Genomic DNA, 19,832 nt, shown 5'->3' on the forward strand with positions numbered 1-19,832 from the left:
CCCACGCTACCGGCACGGACTCAGATCGCTCGGAAGCGACTCCGCAGCGACGCAGAACCGGGCGAGCTGCTCCGCCTTCTGGGCATCGAATTCGGCGTCGGTGACGGTCCCCGCGTGCCTGTTCGCCGTCCGACGGCCGCGACGATCCGCTACCGCCGGGCCACATCGTGACCATTGCTGCCTTCCACTGAGTGGAAACTACCGGACCAGGTGGCATCATCACCCCACAGGATGACTTCATCACCTGTCACCGTCGCTAGGAGAAACCCGTGTCCCCAGAAAACACCCGTGTCGCCATCATCGGCGCCGGCCCCGCCGGACTTCTGCTGGCCTGGGCCCTACGTGACGCCGGAATCGACCCGATCGTGGTCGAGAACCGTTCCCAGGACTACGTGCTCGCCCGCATCCGGGCCGGGGTGCTCGCGAATTCCGCTCTGGCGGTGGCCCGCGATACCTTCAAGACGATCGACATCGGCACCACGAACTGAAGCTGAAGGACCACTCCATGGACAAGACGTACTCCTCCGCCGCGGCTGCCGTCGCCGACATCCCGGATGGGGCCTCCCTCGCCGTCGGCGGCTTCGGCCTGGTCGGCGTCCCGATCGTGCTGATCCGGGCGCTCCTGGCCCAGGGCACCACCGACCTCCGGGTCGCCTCCAACAACTGCGGTGTCGACGGTTGGGGGCTCGGCGAACTGCTGCGGGAAGGGCGGATCAGCCGGGTGATCGCCTCCTACATCGGCGAGAACAAGGACTTCGCCCGCCGCTATCTCGGCGGTGACATCGAGGTGGAACTGACCCCGCAGGGCACCCTGGCCGAGCGGCTCCGGGCCGGCGGCAGCGGAATCCCCGCCTTCTACACCGCCAGCGGCGTCGGCACCATGGTCGCCGAGGGTGGGCTGCCCTGGCGCTACGGGCCGGATGGGTCGGTGACGGTGTCGTCGCCGCCCAAGGAGACCCGCACCTTCGCGTCGCTCCGCGGCGGGGAGAAGGAGTACGTGCTCGAGGAGGCCATCGTCACCGACTTCGCCCTCGTTCGCGCGGCGAAGGGCGACCGGCACGGCAACCTCGTGTTCGAGAAGTCGGCCCGCAATTTCAACCCGGTCGCCGGCATGGCCGGCCGCATCACCATCGCCGAGGTCGACGAGTTGGTCGAGCCGGGGGAGCTCGATCCGGATGCCATCCACCTCGCCGGTATCTACGTGCACCGCATCGTGGCGCTCTCCGGCGCCGAGGCCGCCGACCTGCCGATCGAGAAGACCACCACCCGGCCGCGGCCCGTCGCATCCGTCGCATCCGTCGCATCCGTCGCATCCGTCGCAAAGGACAGCTGATCATGCCGTTGACTCGCAATGAAATGGCCGCGCGCGCCGCGCAGGAGCTCACCCCCGGCAGCTACGTCAACCTTGGGATCGGGCTGCCCACGCTGATCCCCAACTTCCTGCCGGAGGGGGTGAACGTCATCCTTCACTCCGAGAACGGGGTGCTCGGGGTGGGACCGTACCCGTGGGAGGGCGAGGAGGACCCGAAGCTGATCAACGCCGGCAAGGAGACCATCACGGTCAACCCCGGTGCCAGCTACTTCGACTCCGCGCAGAGCTTCGGCATGATCCGCGGCGGAATGATCGATGTGGCCGTGCTTGGCGCGATGCAGGTCTCCGCCACCGGCGACATCGCCAACTGGGCCGTGCCCGGCAAGATGATCAAGGGTATGGGCGGTGCGATGGACCTCGTGCACGGCGCCGACACCGTGATCGTCGTGATGGAGCACACCGCGAAGAACGGCGACTTCAAGATTGTGAACGAGTGCGGCCTGCCGCTGACCGGCAAGCGCGTCGTGACCCGCATCATCACCGACCTGGCCGTGATCGACGTGACGCCGGAGGGTCTTCTGCTGCGCGAGATCGCGCCGGGACTCACCGTGGCCGAGGTACAGGCCGCCACCGAGGTGCCGCTGCTCGTACCGGGGACGCCGACCGTCATCCACACGCTCCTCTCCGCCCCGAACCCGGTGGCCGCGTCGTGAGGGACGTCGTCATCTGCGAACCGTTACGCACCCCGATCGGCCGGTTCGGCGGCGTCTTCAGGGCGGTCGCGCCGGCCGAGCTGGCCGCGGCCGTGATCACGGCGCTGATCGAACGCACCGGAATCGACGGGACCGTGGTCGACGACGTGATCCTCGGCCAGGGCTATCCCACCGCGGAGGCCGCCTCCGTGGCGCGCGTCGCCGCACTGAACGCCGGCCTGCCCGTGACGGTCGGCGGCGTGCAGGTGGACCGGCGATGCGGCTCAGGGCTACAGGCCATCCTCGACGCGGCTATGCAGGTGCAGACCGGTGTCAGCGACGTCGTCGTCGCCGGCGGGGTCGAATCGATGAGCCAGGCACCGTTCTACACCGTCGACTCCCGCTTCGGTGTGGGCGGCGGCGCCGGAATCCTGCTCCGGGACGCGCTCAGCCGCGGCCGCGAAACCGCCGGTGGGCGCCGCTACCCGGTACCCGGCGGCATGCTCGAAACCGCCGAGAACCTGCGCCGCGAGTACGGCATCGGCCGCACCGAACAGGACGACCTGGCTCTCCGGTCGCAGGCGCGGGCATCCGTCGCCGTGGCCGAGGGCCGGTTCGACGACGAGATCGTGACGGTCACGGTCACGGTGCCGGGCCGCACGGGCCCCGTCGTGGTCTCCGCCGACGAGACCCCGCGGGCCGACAGCAGCCTGACGGCTCTGGCCGGCCTCCGCCCGATCCTGTTAGAGACGGACGCCGACGCCACCGTCACCGCCGGAAACGCCAGCGGCCAGAACGACGCCGCGGCCGCGTGCATCGTGACTACCCCGGAACGGGCGGCCGAGCTCGGGCTGACCCCACTGGTGCGGCTGGTCACATGGGCGCGTGCGGGAGTCGAGCCGTCGCGGATGGGAATCGGGCCGGTGCCGGCCACCGCCCGGGCGTTGCGGCGCGCGGGGCTGAGCCTCGCCGACATGCACCTGATCGAGCTCAACGAGGTCTTCGCCGCGCAGGTGCTCGCGGTCAGCCGGGAATGGGAATTCACCGAGGCAGACTGGGCGCGCACCAACGTCAACGGGTCGGGTATCTCGCTCGGGCATCCGGTCGGGGCGACCGGGGCGCGCATCCTCGCCACCGGCGCCCGTCACCTGCACCGCACCGAGGGGCGCTATCTGCTCGAGACCATGTGCATCGGCGGCGGCCAGGGGCTCGCCGCCATCTTCGAGCGGGTGTAGGACGCGTGTCTCGCGCACGGGTTAGGCGCCCGAGCCCCGATGGGGCAAGCTGGTGGAGAGCATTGGGGGATGCCATCATCAAGCCCACCATTCGACGTCGTGCGCTGCTCGCACTCGGCGTCGCCGCAGCCGTCGTGCTGAGCGGCTGCACCGCGGGCCGGAACAGCGTCGACCAGAGCAGCACGCCGTTCGCGGTGGACATCGCCGGGCAGCTGGACGCGGCCGTGGGCGAGGCGATGGCGCTATCGGGTTCCTCCGGCGCTCTGGTCGGGGTCTGGTCCGCCGCCGGCGAATGGACCGTCGCGCACGGCACGACGGAAATCGGCGGGTCCGTCCCGATGAGCAGCGGGATGCACTTCCGCATCGGCACCAACACCACGGCCATGACCTGCACGGTGCTGCTCCGGTTGGTCGACGAGGGAACCGTGACGCTCGACGACCCGGTCTCCACCTACCTGCCCCGCCTCGTCGGCGTGGCGGGCGTGACGCTCGGCCAGCTCTGCCAGGGCACTTCGGGGCTGGGGTCCTACAGTCCCGTTCTGGCCGGGGAGTTCGTGCACAACCCCCTGCGCACCTGGCCGGCGATGGAACTCGTCTCCCAAGGGCTGGCCACGCCCCGAACGGGTGCTCCGGGCAGCGTGTGGGGTCCCTCGAACACCGGAATCGTGCTGCTCGGGATGGCGCTCGAGCGGGCCACGGGCCGGCAGTGGGCGGCGCTCTACGATGAGTACATCTTCCATCCGCTCGGTCTGCACGACACCTCATATCCTCACGCCGGCGATATGGACCTCCCCGCACCACACTCGCACGGCTACGCGGCCGCGGTGGGCGCCGACGGTCCGGTGTGCACGGCCATCACCGACAGAACCCTGCTCTCCAATTCGATGAGCGGCGTGGCGGGCGGTATCGTTTCGACGCTGGCCGACATGAGGACCTGGGCAGGCGCTCTCGCTGCGGGTGGTCTCTTGTCCGAGTCGTCGGCGAGCGCCCAGTGGGACACCGTGAACGAAGATGTGACGACCCCGTCGTGGCAGAGTTACGGCCTCGGCGCGGAGCAGGTCGGGCCCCTCCGCGGGCGCACCGGATCGATCCCCGGATTCATCTCGGCGACCCTGGCGGATCCGGACCAGACCATGACCGTGGTGGTCATGCTGAACAACTCGAGCGCGGGTGACCCGTTCGCCCTGACACTGGCCCGTCAGCTGGCCGCCATCATCGCCGATGCCCCGGCTGGGCGCGGGAACGAACCGTCGGTCGCGCTGCCCTGGACGGTTGCGCAGACCCGAGTCGAACTGGCTGCCGAGGCGGCCTGCCCGACTGTGGCAGAGATCGTCGGTTAGCTGAGTGGGCCGTGACCGTTCGGTGGTGTCGCTCGCCGCGCGCCGCGAAACGGGGATCGACCCTCGGCCTCAGGTTTTTTGGCCCTCGATGCTCCGGGAACAGTGGAGTACGTTTCTCGTTCCGCTTCCGCGCGTACTCTGAATGTGTGAATTCAGCAGGAACGACTGACCGAAGCGGCGTGAATGAGAACGACGCGAACCCTGGCGAGGGTGCCGTCAACCAGGTGGCCACGGCGCCGCTCGACCTGGCCGCGCACGTTGCGGCCGTGTCGACCGGATCCTGCGGGGCCGTCGTGACCTTCATCGGCCAGGTGCGGGACCACGACCCCGACGCCGCCGGGCAGGTGACCGGCCTCGATTACAGCGCGCATCCGGATGCCGGCCGCATCCTGTCCGAGATCGTCGCCCGGTACTCCCGTGAGTACCCGCAGGTGAACCTGTCGGTCAGCCACCGCATCGGCCACCTCGACGTGGGCGACCTGGCCCTGGTCGCGGCCGCGGCCAGCGCCCACCGCGCCGTCGCATTCGAAGCCTGCGAACGCCTGGTGGAGACCGTCAAACTCGAGGTGCCGATCTGGAAGAAGCAGTACGAGGTCGACGGGTCCACCGCCTGGGTGGGCCTGACCTGACCTGGTCCGACGCGATCCGACCTGGTCCGACCTGGTCCGATTCCGGAATAATTAACCGGACGTGTATCCTGTTTATTAGCGGCCGGCTCGGTCGTTCCACCGAGGAGGACTCATCCTATGACCGCCGAACCCATCACCCTGAGCAGCGCGCACACCTGCAACTGCAACCATGACGACGCCGAGACCATCGTGCTCGACGGACGCACCATCCCGCACGCGGTTCGCCACGCGGCCATTTTCGGTGCCCTGGAGGCCATCCAACTCGGCTTCTCGCTCGACCTGATCGCCCCGCACGACCCCCTGCCCCTGCTGGCGCAGCTCGAGAAGGCACGCCCGGGAGCGTTCACCGTGTCGTACGTGGAGCGTGGCCCGGACGCCTGGCGCATCCGCTTCACCCGCGCCGCCTAGTCTCCCGAGATTCGACACCACCGTGCACGGCAACGGGCGATTAGCGTTTCTGCTGCTCGGCGGTCTCTCACTGCTGGCCGGGCTCGACGGTGCGCTGCTCCTGCTGGGTTTCCCGGCGCCGGTGGTGACCGCGCGCCTGGCGGATGTGCACGGACCCCTGATGGTCTTCGGGTTCGTGGGAACCGTCGTCGTGCTCGAGCGTGCCGTCGCCGTGCGCCGGAACTGGGCCTACCTGTCGCCGGGGCTGCTGGGCCTCGGCGGCCTGTCACTCGTGTCGCCGCTTCCCCTGGTGGTCGGCCAGCTTGCCTTCGTGGCCGGGTCGGCCGTGTTGCTGGCCATCTACCGGGCGATCTGGCTCCGGCAGCCGTCGACGTCCGCCGCGGTGCAGGCGCTCGGTGCCCTGCTCGGTCTCACGGCCACCGTGCTGTGGCTCGGCGGCGTGCCCGTGCCTGTCCTGGTGCCCGCGATGACGCTCTACCTGGTGCTCACAATCGCCGGTGAGCGGCTCGAACTCGCGCGCATCTCGCCCTCCGTCGACTACCGCGCCGAAATGCGGATGCTGGCCGCCGGCCTGTTCCTGACCCTCGGCGCGGTCGTCGCTCTCGTCTGGCCCCGGGTGGGCTACCCCGTTCTCGGACTCGGGATGCTCGGTCTCGTCGCCTGGTTGTTCCGGCACGACGTGGCGACCCGACTCATCCGCAGCACCGGTCTGCCACGGTACATGGCCGCGTGCCTGCTGGCCGGCTACGGCTGGCTGCTCTCGGTCGCCGCCAGCTGGATCATCGTCGGCCCGAGCTTCTCCGGCCCCGGCTATGACGCCGTGCTGCACGCCGTCTTCCTCGGGTTCGTGATGTCGATGATCATGGCGCACGCCCCGACCATCCTGCCGGCCGTGCTGCGCCGACCGCTGCCGTACCGGCCGGTGCTCTACCTGCCGGTGCTGCTGCTGCACGTCTCCCTGCTGGTGCGCATCCTGCTCGGTGACGCGCGCGACCTGCCGGCACTGGTGCAGTGGGGTGGCGTGGCCAACATTGTGGCCGTGCTCCTGTTCGTGCTGCTGGCCGTGATCTCGGTGGTGCGCGGCGTGCCGCTGCGCCAGCCAAACACCAAACTGAAAGTCACACCATGAACCGTCGACTGTGGCACCTCATCACCGGGCTCCTGACTCCGACGTGGCTCCTCCTCACTCTCATCGCCGTGCTCATCCACCGGTTCATCCCGGTCGCGCCGTGGCTCATGGTGCACCTCCTGTTCCTGGGCGCCGTGAGCACCGCGATCCTGGTCTGGAGCCAGCACTTCGCCGACACCCTGCTCCGGCATCCGGCCCCCGGCGGCCGCGTCTCGCTCGGGGCTCGGCTCGGCGCGCACACCCTCGGAGCGGTACTCGTGATCACCGGCATCGTCGGCGGCTGGTGGCCGGTCGTGCTGGTTGGCGGCATCCTGGTCGGCACGAATGCCCTCGCCCACGCCCTGCTGCTGTTCCGGCAGTCGCGGGGAGCGCTGCCGGGACGGTTCGCACCGCTCGTGCGCTACTACATCGCGGCCGGAATCGCGCTGGCCATCGGTGTGGTCCTGGGCGTGCTGATGGCCCGGACCGATATCGATGGTGAGTCCGCGGAGCGGATGTACATCGCCCATGTCGGGTTCAATCTGCTCGGCTGGGTCGGCCTGACCGTGATCGGCACGGTGGCCCTGCTCTGGCCGACGGTGCTGCACGCCCGGGTGCAGACGACGCGCGCCTCGGCCCGCGGAACCCTGCCTCTGTTCCTGGCCGGCCTCGCTCTGCTCGGGATCGGCCTGCTGATCGACCAGCGCCTGGTCGCCGCCGCGGGTGTCCTGCTCTACCTGGTCGGCCTCGGCCTGGTGCTGGTGGAGGCCGTGCGCCTGGCCAGGCAGTCCCCGGCCGTCACCTTCGCCGGTTGGAGTCTCGGCGCCGCCCTCACCTGGTTCTTCGCCTGCGTGCTCGGGTTCGGCCTGATCGTGACGTTCGCACCGAGCTGGGTAGCCGCGACCGACCTGCTCGGGCAGCTCGTGCCCGTGTTCGCGGTCGGTTTCGCCGCGCAGATCCTGCTCGGAGCCCTCAGCTACCTGGTGCCGGTCGTGCTCGGCGGCGGACCCTCGGTCTCGAAGGCCACGGCCGCCCTGCTCGATCGTGGCGCCCTGTTCCGGGTCATCGTCGTCAACGTCGGCCTGATCCTCTATCTGCTGCCGGTGCCCAGCCTGGTGAAGGTCACGGTCTCGCTGCTCGTCGTCGGCACGCTCGCCTCCTTCCTGGTCCTGATGCCGCGGGCGCTGCGGCAGAACCGCCGGCTGCGCCGGGCGACGGATGCGACGGCTCCGCCGGCCCGGCCGTCTCCACCGGCCGCCGCGGCGCAGGCCAGCCGCACCGGCGCGACCGTCACGGCCGTCGGCGTTCTGCTCCTGGCCGTGACCCTGGGGATCGCCATGGACCCGGCCGCCGCCGGAATTGCCAGCGGCGGGGCATCCGTCGACAGGGTGTCGACCGGCCACACGACCACGGTCGACGTCGTCATGAAGAACACGCGCTTCAGCCCGGACACCATCGAGGTGCCCGTCGGCGACACCCTGGTGATCAACCTGACCAACGACGACGAGATGGTGCACAACCTCGTGCTCGCCACCGGCGTGGTCTCCGGTTCCATCGCTCCCGGCACCAGCCGACAGGTCGACGCCGGTATCGTGGGCGCCGACGTCGAGGGCTGGTGCTCCATCGCCGGCCACAAGGTCCTGGGCATGGTGCTCACGGTCGTGGCCGTCGGAGCCGAGCCTCAGTCCGGCGACGACTCCCCAGCGATGGACCACGGCTCCGCGTCCGCCGGCGGGGCGTCCAGCGCGGCAGACGATCTCGATTTGATGCGTCAGCCCGACGCCGATTTCGTTGCCCGCGACCCGGCGCTGCGAGCGGCGGAGGCGGAGACCGTGCACACGCTGACCATGCGGGTGGAAGACGTGGAGACCGAGGTGTCTCCCGGCGTCACCCAGACCCTGTGGACGTTCAACGGCACAGCCCCCGGCCCGACCCTGCACGGCAAAGTCGGGGACGTCTTCGACATCACCTTCGTCAACGACGGGTCGATCGAGCATTCCATCGACTTCCACGCGGGTGCCCTCGCACCCGACCGGCCCATGCGCAGCATCAATCCGGGGGAGAGCCTGACCTATCGTTTCACCGCGACCCGCTCGGGGATCTGGCTCTATCACTGCGGCACGATGCCCATGTCGGTGCACATGGCGAACGGCATGTTCGGCGCCGTGATCATTGATCCACCCGGGCTTTCAGCGGTCGACCGGGAATACGTCCTGGTGCAGTCCGAGCTCTACCTCGGTGCGCAGGGCGGGGAGGCCGACGCCGACAAGGTGGCGGCGCAGTTCCCCGACCTGGTGGTCTTCAACGGCATCGCCAACCAGTACGGCGCCCGCCCGCTGACGGCGAAGGTCGGCGAGAAGGTGCGTATCTGGGTGCTGGACGCCGGCCCCAACGTGGGCAGCTCCTTCCACGTCGTGGGCGGCCAGTTCGACACCGTTTTCACGGAGGGCGAGTACCAGTTGCGTGATGGCGGCAGCACCGGCACGGGCGGCTCCCAGGTGCTCGACCTGGCCGTGGCCCAGGGCGGCTTCGTCGAGTTGACCTTCCCCGAGGCCGGCAGTTACCCCTTCGTCAGCCACATCATGTCCGACGCCGAAAAAGGCGCTCGTGGCGTCGTCCTGGTCAGTCCGTGATCTTCGTCTGAGTTTCCCGAAGAATAGTTGTGTGCGGCGTGTCGCCGGTCAGGTGAAAGAAATGGGCGGCCCGTCGTCTCTGCCTGCTGTGTGCGGGTATTACCGCGGTGGACAGGGTTTTTATCGGGGAATATCGTGACAGCGAATCCGGTGAAGTGAATAGAAATGTCACTCATACTTTTAATCCTGTGGTAGCTTTCAACCACCCCGCGTGACCTATCCGGGGGAGGAACCGTGACAGGTGGCAGCACCTGCTTCCGCGCCCTTGAATCACGCAACATGGAAAGGGGCCCACCGTGGTCCGATTGAGAGCCGGTGCAGGAAAACTGCGATCGGAGTTGATGGTTTCCAAAGGATGGTTGCAGGGCGTAGCCCTGGTGATGGTCTTCGGGTTCGCCGTGATGGGCTTCCTGGCCCTCCGAACCTATACGGACTCGATGCCCCAGCCCAAGCAGGTCGTCGACTCGCAGGGTGAGGTTGTCTTCACGACGGCCGACATCACCGCGGGCCAGCAGACCTTCGTGCGGCGCGGCCTTCAGCAGTATGGCTCGATCCTGGGTCACGGCGGCTACCTCGGACCGGACTACACGGCCGACTACCTGCGGCGCTCCTCGACCGAGGTGCTCGAGGCCCTGACCGCGTCCGGTGTGCAGGACCCGCAGGGTGCCCTCGTCGAGATGATGCGGACCAACCGCTACGACAAGGCCACCGGCGACCTCGAATTCACGGATCTGCAGATTGAGGCCTTCGACACGCTCAAGCAGCACTACGCCGATTTCTTCGGTTCCCCGACCACCCAATACGGCCTGATCCCGAATGCCATCACGGACTCGGCGGACATCCACGACCTGACCGCCTTCTTCGCCTGGACGTCCTGGGCAGCCTCTGCTGAGCGGCCCGGTCACAACTACTCGTACACGAACAACTGGCCGGCCGAGCCGCTCGTGGACAACGTTCCGACCGCCGACATCATCGTGTGGAGCGGTCTCTCGCTCGTGGCGCTGATGGTCGCCCTCGGCGCCCTCTTCGGCCTCTACGGCCGGTGGAGCAAGAGGATGGGCTGGCAGCACGGGGAAGAAACCCCCGCACTGTCCTTCCGACAGCCGGGGGAGGTGGCGGTGACACCCGCCCAATCCGCCACGGCCTGGTTCTTCTTCGTGGTGGCTTTGATGTTCCTGGCCCAGGCCTTCCTGGGTGCCGCCATCGAGCACTACCGGGTCGACCTGTCGAGCTTCTTCGGGGTCGACCTGGCTCAGCTGCTGCCGTTCAACCTCGCCCGAACCTGGCATGTGCAGCTCTCGTTGTTGTGGACGGCCACCTCGTTCCTGGCCGCAGGCATCTTCCTCGCCCCGTATATCTCCGGGCGTGAACCCAAGCGTCAGCACTGGTTGGCCTACGGTTTGCTCGGCGCCCTCGCCCTGGTCATCGTCGGATCGTTCGTGGGAGAAGCCTTGAGCATCTTCGGCGTCGAGGCCGCGAAGGGCTCGCCGTTCTGGGACATGCAGTGGGAGTACATCGACCTGCCCAGGGTGTGGCAGGGCATGCTCGTCGTCGGACTCTTCCTGTGGATCGCGATCATCTACCGCGGCATCCGGGCACGTCTGAAGTCTGAGCACCGCTTCAACCTGCCGTGGCTCTTCTTCTACGCCGGTCTCGCGATCCCCGCGTTCTACGCCGTCGGAATGCTCGCCGGCACCGAGGTTCACCTGAGCGTCGCCGAGTTCTGGCGCTTCTGGGTGGTGCACCTCTGGGTTGAGGACTTCCTGGAACTGTTCACGACCGTGATGGTGGCCTACATCTTCGTCATGCTCGGGGTCGTGAACCGCAAGATCGCGATGCAGATCATCCTGCTCGACGTCATCCTGTATTCCGCCGGTGGCATCCTCGGCACCATGCACCACCTGTACTTCTCGGGAACCCCCGTCGAGCACATGGCGCTGGGAGCCTTCTTCTCCGCCCTGGAAGTCATCCCGTTGACCTTCCTGACGATCGAGGCCTGGAGCTTCCTCCAGCTCGGTGCCCGGCAGGAGTCGCGCAGTTCGGCTCCGTTCCCGCACCGCTGGGCCGTGATGTTCCTTGTCGCGGTCGGCTTCTGGAACTTCCTGGGTGCCGGCGTCTTCGGATTCCTGATCAACCTGCCGATCGTCTCGTACTACGAGATCGGTACCGCGCTGACGGCCAACCACGCCCACGCGGCGATGATGGGCGTGTACGGAATGATGGGCGTCGGTCTGTCGCTCTTCGCCCTGCGCTACCTGATCCCGGCCGAGCGCTGGCCGGACAAGCTCGCGAAGATCTCGTTCTGGTGCCTCAACATCGGCCTGGCCTGGATGACGTTCGCCACGCTGCTGCCGCTCGGTGTCATTCAGCTCTGGCACTCCATCAACGACGGCTACTTCGAAGCCCGCAGCCTCAACTTCATCAACGAGCCCGGCAACGCCGTTCTCGAATGGCTGCGGATGCCGGGTGACCTCGTCTTCATCGTCGGCGGCGTGATGCCGTTCGTCTGGATCACCTGGCTCGGGGTGCGCTACCGCATCAAGGCCACCACCCATGACGTGCCGATGGAGGCCTTGTTCGTTGAGGCGGTCCCCGCCGCCGCGACACTCACCGGCGGCGCGGAGCCGACATCCGGATATTCCTCGGACTACCGCTCCACCGGCACAGGCATCGGAGAGGACGGTGGGGACCGCCCGGGCGGCGGCGCGTGATGGCAGCCATCAACCCGGAGGTCTGGTTCGCGCTTGTCTACGGCGGCTTCCTGCTGGCCGTGGCCCACGTGCTGGACCTCCTGGCGCGGCGCACCGGGGCGAAATCCACCGCCATGAGTTCGAGCGGGTTCGAGTACCACGAAAACCACGACGCCTGGAAGTGCCAGGAGGACCAGTGGCTCTGGCCGATCTCCTTCGATCCGGATAACCGGGTGACGCGATACCAGGCCAGCCCCACGGTCTGCAACCCCTGCCCGGTCAAGGACACCTGCACCACCTCGGATGCGGGCCGGCAGCTCGCGCGCAACATCGACCCGTGGCCCAGTTCGGAGGCGGAGCGGTTCCATCGCGGGATCGCCTGCTCCGTCGTCGTGCTCGGGCTCATCTGGCCGCTGGCGTCCATGTTCCAGAACCGCACGGGCGTGGAATTGCTGATCCTGGGGTCAGCCTCGGCCGTCATCGCCGCCGGCAGTTGGCCGTTGTGGTCGCACCTGCGTCGCACACCCGCCCGCTTTCCCGAGCATCTCAAGGTCGTGGGGCTCGACGAAAGCGTCGCGGCCCGCGCCGCCACGGCGGCGATTGAGGCGCAGCGGCGCAGCGGCTACGGCAGCATCAGAAAAACGGGCCCGCGGCCGGTTCGGATCGAACCGTACGCGAGCGCCCGGGCGTCGGAGCACACCGACGCCGATCCGGAAACGATGAAAGGAAACACCGTGAGCGCCTCATTCTCAGCGCGTTGGGCTGAACTGGAGACGGAGGCCGACCCGGGCCGTTCCGGCCCCGCCGTGGGCTGGAGCCGGAGGGGCAACTCGTGATGGCCTGGCAGATCGCGGCCCTGATCGTGGTGCTGCTGCTGCTCATTTGGCTGGCAGCTTCCTTCAAGGTGCTGCAGGAGTACGAGCGGGGCGTGACGTTCCGATTCGGCCGGCTGCGCCCGGTGCGGGAACCGGGTGTGCAGATGGTGTTCCCCGGACTGGACAAGATGGTGCGGGTCGACCTCCGGATCGTGACCCTCACGATCCCGCCGCAGGACGTCATCACCAAGGACAACGTCCCGGCCCGGGTCAACGCCGTCGTCCTGTTCCAGGTCACCGACCCGGTCCGTTCGGTGATGGCGGTCGAGAACCACGCCGTCGCCACCTCCCAGATGTCGCAAACGACACTGCGTTCAGTCGTGGGCCGCGCCGACCTCGACACCCTGCTTGCCCACCGGGCCGACCTGAACGAAGACCTCGCCCGCAACATCAACGCGCAAACCGAACCCTGGGGTGTGCAGGTGAAGGTCGTCGAAATCAAGGACGTCGAGATTCCGCAGGCGATGCAGCGTGCCATGGCCCGTGAAGCCGAAGCCGAGCGGGACCGCCGGGCGAAGATCATCAACGCCCACGGTGAACTGCAGGCGTCGGAGGAACTGGGCCAGGCGGCGGAAATCCTGAGCCGCAATCCCGCGTCGCTTCAGCTGCGCTACCTGCAGACCCTGCTCGAGCTGGGTGCCGATCAGAAATCGACCGTGGTCTTCCCGCTTCCGATGGACATTCTCGGTCCGTTCCTCAACAACAAGGCACTGCCGGACCCGGCGGAGACCGCCGCGGCATTCGCCACCGCCGTCGCAACCGCGGTTGCGGCTGCGACGACACAGACAACGGAGGTTCCTGCCTGATGGCCTACACCGATTCGACCGACCGCACCCTCAGCATCCGTCTGATGCTGATCGGGGCCTTCGTCGGCATTTTCGCACCCATCTTCGGCTTCCTCGGCGGCACGATCGTCGGAGTCGACCAGACGGTCGGCGGCCTCGAGCCGCTCTTCGTCTGGCTCTTCGTGGGCATGGTCGTCGGGATGCTCGGAGTGGCCATCGGGATCCTCGGCGCGCTGCGCTGGGTCAAGGGCAAGCATCACCTGGACTGAGTGCGACCCACGTCCCTCCCGCACGCAGAAGCGCCCGGCCGAATTCTCGGCCGGGCGCTTCTGCGTCTGATGAATTACTGGACTGCGATCACTCAGTCGGTGCTGGGCTGGTAGCCGCAGCTGGGGTCCTCGGCGAGCGGGTCCCCGGTCACCGCGTAGGCGTGCGAGCGGGAGCCGCCGCAGACCGTGCGGAATTCGCAGTGACCACACCGGCCGCCGAAGAGATCCGGGGTGCGCAGCTCCTGGAGCAGCTGCGCCTCCCGGTAGATTTCGGAGAAGGACTGCTTGTGCACCGACCCCACGGACACGGGCAGGAACCCGCTGGGGTAAACGAGACCGACATGGTCGACGAAGGCGAACCCGCGCCCGGAATTGACGTCGAGGGGGGCCCTCGGACGCCGCCGCCTCGGCTCGTCGCCGGTGAGCAACCGCTCCGTGGCCTCCCGCAGCAAGGCTCTCAGCGGGCCGACCGGGAACACGGTGTCAAGGTCCACGCCGTCGCCCACTCCGGCCCGCTGAATCGCGATCCGCCGGTAGTGGGGTGCCTCGGTGGTCTTGACGGCGACCAGATCGGAGACGTCGTGCAGCCAGTGCAGCACCTCCTCCTCCTCGGCCGCGGTCAGGGCGTTCAGGAGCTTGCCGCGGCCGGTGGGCACGAGGAAGAAGACACTCCACAGGGTGGTGCCGAGATCGAGGACGGTTTTCAGGATGCCGGGCAGCTCGTGCACGGTGTCGCGGGTGACGGTCGTGTTGATCTGCAGTCGGTAGCCGACCTCGCGCACCATTCGGGCGGCGATCATGGTGTCGTCGTAGACGCCGTCGACACCGCGGAAGGCGTCGTGGGTGGCCGCTGAGGCGCCGTCCAGCGAGAGCGAGACCGCTTTGGCCCCAGCGTCGTGGAGCTCGACCAGGACCTCACGGGTGAGGCGCGGGGTGACCGAGGGGGAGAGGGCCATGCTCAGGCCGAGGCTGGTGCCGTGGGCGACGAGCTCCGGCAGGTCGGGGCGCTCGAACGGGTCCCCGCCGGTGAGCACGACCAGCGGGCGCGGTGTGCCGAAGGCGGCGAGGTCGTCCAGCAGTTTGCGACCCTGGTCCGTGCTCAGCTCGAACGGATTGCGCGTGCGGATGGCGTCGGCCCGGCAGTGGGTGCAGACCAGTTGACAGGCGCGCGTCACCTCCCAGATGACGATGAAGGGCCGTTCGGCGGTGTCGTGGTGCAGCACCCGGATGGGGCGCACGTGGGTGTCGGTCATGGGGTATGTCCTAGCTCAGCGCCGAATTTCGGCCCTCAGTTGTTTTTACCATAGATATAGGGAAAACTAATCGGGTGCCTATCGAACCTCTTGACGCCCGCACCCACCGCGTGCTTTCCGGAATCAGTCGGGTCGCCATTCTCGAACTCCTGCGCGATGCCGACGCGGAGCTGGATGTGCCGGCCATCGCCCAAGCGGTCGGGCTGCACGCGAACACGGTTCGGTCCCACCTCGACCGGCTGGTCGAGGTGGGCCTGGTCGCCGAGACCGTCGAGGCGCGCGTGCGTCCTGGGCGGCCCCGGCTTTTCTTTCGCGCCACGTCACCCGCCGCCGAGGTCCCCGCCGAGTCCTACCGGCTTCTCGCCGGTCTCCTGGCCGGCGGCCTGGGCAGGGACGTTTCCCCGGGTGCAGGCGCAGGCGCGGCCGCGGAGGCCGGGCGGCGTTGGGGCAGGGAGATGGCCGAGACGGATGCCGGACTCTCCGACGCGCAGTCGGGGGCGGCCCACGGAGCATCGGTCGGGCGTATCGTTCAGATCCTCGACGAGGTCGGCTTCGAGCCGCGCCTCGGAGGCGCCGCCGGCAGCACCCCTGCCCCGGTCGACGTCGTGATCGAGCTGCACCGCTGCCCGTTCCTCGATGTGGCGAAGGACCACAGCGACGTCGTGTGCGCGGTGCACCGCGGCCTGATGGAGGGCGCCCTCGAGCGTCTGCACACACCCGGAGTCGGCGTCACCCTCGAGCCGTTCGCCCGCCCGGGCGTCTGCCTCGCCCACCTCGAGGTCCCGGCGACGAAGCCGTGAGCGTGGCCCGGCGCACACCGCTGCGCAGCACCTGCGCGCGGCCGCATCCGTGCTCCTCCGCCATGCGAAACACCATTCTGGGGCAGATCCCGATCTTCCAGGACCTGTCGGCCGGCGAGCTCTCCGACCTGGCCGAACGGATGCTGTCGCTCGCCTGGGGTCCCGGAGACACGCTGTTCACCGCCGGCGAGCCGTCCGAGCACGTGTTCGTGCTCGCGGCCGGCCAGGCGAAGGTGTTCCGATCGACCCCGACCGGGCAGTCCACGAGCCTCGACTTCCTCGGCCCGGGAGCAGTGCTGGGCAGCCTGACCGCGCTGGACGCGGGCCGGTACCCAGAGACGGCCGTCGCCCTGGTGACCACTTGCGCCCTGCGCCTCGAATCCGGCGCCTTCCGGCAGATGTTGCTCACGCATCCGCTGGTGGCGCTGCGCGTGCTGGACGTCGTCGTCGACCGTCTTCATCGGGCCCGGTCGAGGGAGGCCGAGCAGGCCTCCGTCACCGTCACAACGCGGGTGGCAGCGACCCTGCTGCGCCTCGCCGACACCTTCGGCGTGGCGGGCGACAACGCCGGTACCACCCTGATCCAGCTGCCTCTGACCCGCGCCGACCTGGCCGCCATGACCGGCACGAGCGCCGAGTCGGTGTCCCGCGCCATGAGCGGCCTGCGCCGGGACGGGCTGATCGATTCCGGACGGCGCTGGACCGCTGTGCTCGACCGTTCCGGCCTGATTGCGGCAAAGTGACGGCCGTCATGGTCGCCGCCGCCTCGAGTTCGTAACGTCGCAGTCATGACGATAATCATCCCCACCGAAACACCCACCCCGGCCACCGTCCACACCATCCTGAGGGCCAACGGCTTTTCCTGCCCGTCCTGCGTCGCCAAGATCGAGAAGCAGATCGGCCGCCTCGCCGGAGTCACCGCGGTGACGGTGTTCTTCGCCACCGCCCGGATCGAGATCGACCACGACCCGGCCGTCGTCAGCACGGATGTCCTCATCGCCGCCGTCGGCAAGGCCGGCTACACCGCCCGCCTGGCCGCGTTCTGACCGGCGGACCGGGGGAGTGACATGACCATCGTGCGCCGCCACCTGATTCCCCTCATTTCCGGCGCGTTGATCGGCGCCGCCTGGCTGCTCGGCCTCCTGCCGGTGCCGCCGCTTGTCTCCGACGCGGCGATGGTGGCGGCCGCGGTCGTGGCCGGGTTCCCGATCATGCGGACCGCCGGGCGCGCGCTGCTCGCCCGGGTCGTGGGCATCGACCTGCTCGTCACGGTCGCCTCCGTCGGCGCCATCGTGCTCGGCGAATACTGGGAGGCCGCCGCCGTGACCTTTCTGTTCGCGATCGGGCATGCCCTCGAAACGGCCACCCTCAACCGCACCCGCTCCGCCCTGACCGCGCTCGTGGCCCTGGCCCCGGACGTCGCCCTCGTGCTGCGGAACGGCGAGCAGCTCGAGGTCCTGGCCGGGTTCGTTCGGACCGGGGAGACCGTCCTGGTCAAGAACGGCGCGCGGGTGCCCGTCGACGGCACCGTGCAGCGGGGCACGGGCACGATCGACGAGGCCTCCATCACGGGCGAGTCCCTCCCTGCCGAGAAGCGCGCCGGCGACCGCGTCTTCGCCGGCACGGTCTCGACCGGCGGCTTCCTGCAGGTGCTGGCCACCGAGGTCGGCGCGGCTACCACCCTGGCCCACATCGTGCACCGGGTCGAGGAGGCCCAGGAGGCCACGGCCCCGACCCAGGTCTTTATGGACCGGTTCTCGGCCTGGTACACCCCCGGCATCCTGGTACTCGCGACCATCGTCGGCGTGGTGACCGGCGACGTGTTCCTGGCGCTGACCCTGCTCGTGATCGGGTGTCCCGGCGCCCTGGTCATCTCCATCCCGGTCGCGATCGTTGCCGGGATCGGCCGCGCCGCGCAGCTCGGAATCCTGATCAAGGGCGGCGAGTTCCTCGAGACCGCCGCGAAGATCACGGTCGTCGCGGTCGACAAGACGGGCACCCTCACCCGGGGCCGCCCGGTCCTGACGGATGTCGTGGTGCTGAACCCCGCCCTGACCCGTGCCCAGGTGCTCGACTGGGCTTCACGGGCGGAGGCCGGCTCCGAGCATCCGTTGGCCGGAGCGATCATGCAGGCCGCTGCGCGGGAGGCCGCACGCGAAGCCGCGCAGGGCGCCCAGGTGATCGGCCTGCCGGAACACATCACGTCGGTGCCCGGGCAGGGCATCGTCGCCGCGGTGGCCGGCCACACCGTGCTGATCGGCAATCCGGCACTGCTCCGCACCCACCGGATCGCGGGTACGGATGCCGCCACGACGCTGGCCGAGAGACTCGCCGCCCACGGGAGCACGCCGCTGATCGTCGTGCTCGACGGCGTCGTCGCCGGCGTCCTGGCCGTGGCCGACGAGGTGCGTCCCGACGCCGCCGACATGGTGGACGCGCTGCACGCCGCGGGCATCGTTCGGGTCGTCATGCTCACCGGCGACGGGCCGCTCGTGGCACAGGCCGTGGGTGCCCACGTCGGAATCGACGAGATCCGGTCGTCGCTGCTGCCGGAGGACAAGCTCGACGTCGTCACCGGGCTCCGGCGGGACGGCCACGTCGTGGCGATGGTGGGAGACGGCGTCAACGACGCCCCGGCCCTGGCCATGGCGGACATCGGCATCGCGATGGCGGCGGCCGGTTCGGCCGTCGCGGTCGAGACCGCCGACATCGCGCTGATGGGTGACAACCTGCTGATGCTTCCCGCCGCCATCGACCTGGCCCGCCGCACGGTGCGCGTCATGCACCAGAATGTGGCCCTCGCGCTGGTCACGGCGGCGCTGCTGCTGGCCGGTGTGCTGTTCGGCGGCGTGACGATGTTCGGCGGCATGCTCGTGCATGAGGCATCCGTCCTGATCGTGATCGTGAATGCGATGCGCCTGCTGCGCCGGTCCGGGCCGCGCGCGGAACGCAGGCCACAGCATCGGATTTCATCCGAATCGCCTGTCCAGTCCCCGGAAAAGTCAGAGAAATCAGAAAATAAGGAGATGATTGGGGGGTGACGCCGTTCTCCCCCTCGTCGAGCTACCGCACGCTCGCGTCCTTCAGCAGGATTCAGCTTCTGTACTTCCTGCAGCAGCGCGGAACGATGACGGTGGGCGACCTGGCCGAGGCCACCGGTCTGCACCACAACACGGCCCGGGAGCACCTGCAGCGCCTGATCGGGGACGGTTTCGTCACCTGTCACCCGGAAAACAAAGACTCCAAGGGCCGGCCTCGGATGTTGTACAGCGCCGCCGCCGGCCCGGACCATGTCGACGGCTCCATCCGGGCCGCGAAGGCCGAAGCCGCCGAGCGCCACGGTGACCAGGTGCGACGGATGCTGCGGGTCGAGGCCGTCATCCACTCCCCGCTGCAGCGGCAGCTGGACGCCCTCGACGACCACCTCGACGAGTCCGGCTTCGACGCGCGGCTCGAGATCGACGGTGCCGGCGGCAACCGAGTGCACCTGCACGAATGCCCGTACAGCGAGATGGTCAAAGCGCACCCCGAGGTCTGCCGGGTGCACTTCGGACTGCTGAAAACCCTGCTCGAGGTGACCGAGGGACCCCTGAGCGCCGACGCGCTGCACCCGCTGGTCGCACCCGACACCTGCACCCTCGACCTGCACCGGTCCGACGCCGACCCAGGTGTCGAAACAGGCACCGAACCCACCGCCGAGGAACGGCCCACGCCGGCAATCATTTATCACGGCGTTTCCGGCTTGTAGCGAATTTCGCCACCCCTGAGACTGGACTTCGAGGGTGGTTGCCGACCATGGTGAC

19 protein-coding genes are annotated in these 19,832 nt (G+C 68.7%); 18 read left to right on the forward strand and 1 reads right to left on the reverse strand.

From position 1 onward, the window contains the following. Nucleotides 1-269: 269 nt before the first annotated feature. The 13 genes from E3O18_RS07065 (at nt 270) to E3O18_RS07125 (ending at nt 13,976) form a co-directional block, all read left to right on the forward strand. Nucleotides 270-488, forward strand: a complete 219-nt coding sequence (locus E3O18_RS07065; protein WP_134394501.1) for an FAD-dependent monooxygenase — start codon at nt 270-272, stop codon at nt 486-488. A gap of 17 nt (nt 489-505) precedes the next feature. Continuing rightward, on the forward strand, nt 506-1,333 hold the full coding sequence (locus E3O18_RS07070) for a CoA transferase subunit A (protein WP_134417795.1): 828 nt from the start codon (nt 506-508) through the stop codon (nt 1,331-1,333). 2 nt (nt 1,334-1,335) lie between these two features. Continuing rightward, entirely contained in the window at nt 1,336-2,025 is a 690-nt protein-coding gene (locus E3O18_RS07075) for a CoA transferase subunit B (protein ID WP_134394499.1), read from the forward strand. After that, entirely contained in the window at nt 2,022-3,239 is a 1,218-nt protein-coding gene (locus E3O18_RS07080; protein ID WP_134417796.1) for an acetyl-CoA C-acetyltransferase, read from the forward strand. The genes E3O18_RS07075 and E3O18_RS07080 overlap by 4 nt, the downstream gene beginning before the upstream one ends. A gap of 62 nt (nt 3,240-3,301) precedes the next feature. Next, nucleotides 3,302-4,579, forward strand: a complete 1,278-nt coding sequence (locus tag E3O18_RS07085; RefSeq protein ID WP_134394497.1) for a serine hydrolase domain-containing protein — start codon at nt 3,302-3,304, stop codon at nt 4,577-4,579. A gap of 179 nt (nt 4,580-4,758) precedes the next feature. Then, nucleotides 4,759-5,208, forward strand: coding sequence for a molybdenum cofactor biosynthesis protein MoaE (locus E3O18_RS07090; protein WP_104101383.1), 450 nt, complete (start codon nt 4,759-4,761; stop codon nt 5,206-5,208). A gap of 117 nt (nt 5,209-5,325) precedes the next feature. Further along, complete coding sequence (locus E3O18_RS07095) at nt 5,326-5,616, forward strand: DUF2249 domain-containing protein (RefSeq protein ID WP_134394496.1); 291 nt, start codon at nt 5,326-5,328, stop codon at nt 5,614-5,616. Nucleotides 5,617-5,638: 22 nt separating this feature from the next. Continuing rightward, nucleotides 5,639-6,745, forward strand: coding sequence for a hypothetical protein (locus E3O18_RS07100; RefSeq protein WP_134394495.1), 1,107 nt, complete (start codon nt 5,639-5,641; stop codon nt 6,743-6,745). Continuing rightward, entirely contained in the window at nt 6,742-9,357 is a 2,616-nt protein-coding gene (locus E3O18_RS07105; RefSeq protein ID WP_134394494.1) for a multicopper oxidase domain-containing protein, read from the forward strand. Before E3O18_RS07100 ends, E3O18_RS07105 begins: the two co-directional genes overlap by 4 nt. 341 nt (nt 9,358-9,698) lie before the next feature. Continuing rightward, nucleotides 9,699-12,068, forward strand: a complete 2,370-nt coding sequence (locus E3O18_RS07110) for a cbb3-type cytochrome c oxidase subunit I (protein WP_134394493.1) — start codon at nt 9,699-9,701, stop codon at nt 12,066-12,068. Next, the gene (locus E3O18_RS07115; protein WP_174722068.1) at nt 12,068-12,883 is read left to right on the forward strand and encodes a hypothetical protein; all 816 of its coding nucleotides are present in this window, start codon (nt 12,068-12,070) and stop codon (nt 12,881-12,883) included. Before E3O18_RS07110 ends, E3O18_RS07115 begins: the two co-directional genes overlap by 1 nt. Further along, nucleotides 12,883-13,728, forward strand: coding sequence for a slipin family protein (locus E3O18_RS07120; RefSeq protein ID WP_134394568.1), 846 nt, complete (start codon nt 12,883-12,885; stop codon nt 13,726-13,728). The genes E3O18_RS07115 and E3O18_RS07120 overlap by 1 nt, the downstream gene beginning before the upstream one ends. After that, a complete protein-coding gene (locus tag E3O18_RS07125) occupies nt 13,728-13,976 on the forward strand; it encodes a hypothetical protein (protein ID WP_134394492.1) in 249 nt (82 codons plus the stop codon). Before E3O18_RS07120 ends, E3O18_RS07125 begins: the two co-directional genes overlap by 1 nt. Nucleotides 13,977-14,068: 92 nt before the next feature. Here E3O18_RS07125 and E3O18_RS07130 read toward each other — a convergent pair whose 3' ends face one another. Continuing rightward, a complete protein-coding gene (locus E3O18_RS07130; protein ID WP_134394491.1) occupies nt 14,069-15,229 on the reverse strand; it encodes a TIGR04053 family radical SAM/SPASM domain-containing protein in 1,161 nt (386 codons plus the stop codon). A 74-nt stretch (nt 15,230-15,303) separates the two neighbouring features. Here E3O18_RS07130 and E3O18_RS07135 point away from each other — a divergent pair, with 74 nt between their 5' ends. From E3O18_RS07135 to E3O18_RS07155, 5 genes are all read left to right on the forward strand, one after another. Then, nucleotides 15,304-16,029 (forward strand): helix-turn-helix domain-containing protein, encoded by a 726-nt coding sequence (locus tag E3O18_RS07135; RefSeq protein ID WP_134394490.1) that lies wholly within the window; start codon nt 15,304-15,306, stop codon nt 16,027-16,029. Nucleotides 16,030-16,091: 62 nt separating this feature from the next. Beyond that, nucleotides 16,092-16,772, forward strand: coding sequence for a Crp/Fnr family transcriptional regulator (locus E3O18_RS07140; RefSeq protein WP_134394489.1), 681 nt, complete (start codon nt 16,092-16,094; stop codon nt 16,770-16,772). Nucleotides 16,773-16,817: 45 nt separating this feature from the next. Then, a complete protein-coding gene (locus E3O18_RS07145) occupies nt 16,818-17,075 on the forward strand; it encodes a heavy metal-associated domain-containing protein (protein WP_134394488.1) in 258 nt (85 codons plus the stop codon). A gap of 21 nt (nt 17,076-17,096) precedes the next feature. Then, on the forward strand, nt 17,097-19,070 hold the full coding sequence (locus tag E3O18_RS07150; protein WP_134417798.1) for a cation-translocating P-type ATPase: 1,974 nt from the start codon (nt 17,097-17,099) through the stop codon (nt 19,068-19,070). Continuing rightward, the gene (locus E3O18_RS07155; protein WP_134394486.1) at nt 19,067-19,777 is read left to right on the forward strand and encodes a helix-turn-helix domain-containing protein; all 711 of its coding nucleotides are present in this window, start codon (nt 19,067-19,069) and stop codon (nt 19,775-19,777) included. The genes E3O18_RS07150 and E3O18_RS07155 overlap by 4 nt, the downstream gene beginning before the upstream one ends. Nucleotides 19,778-19,832 lie beyond the last annotated feature (55 nt).

Source organism: Cryobacterium sp. TMT2-42-4 (genome assembly GCF_004402645.1).
Classification (GTDB): domain Bacteria; phylum Actinomycetota; class Actinomycetes; order Actinomycetales; family Microbacteriaceae; genus Cryobacterium; species Cryobacterium sandaracinum.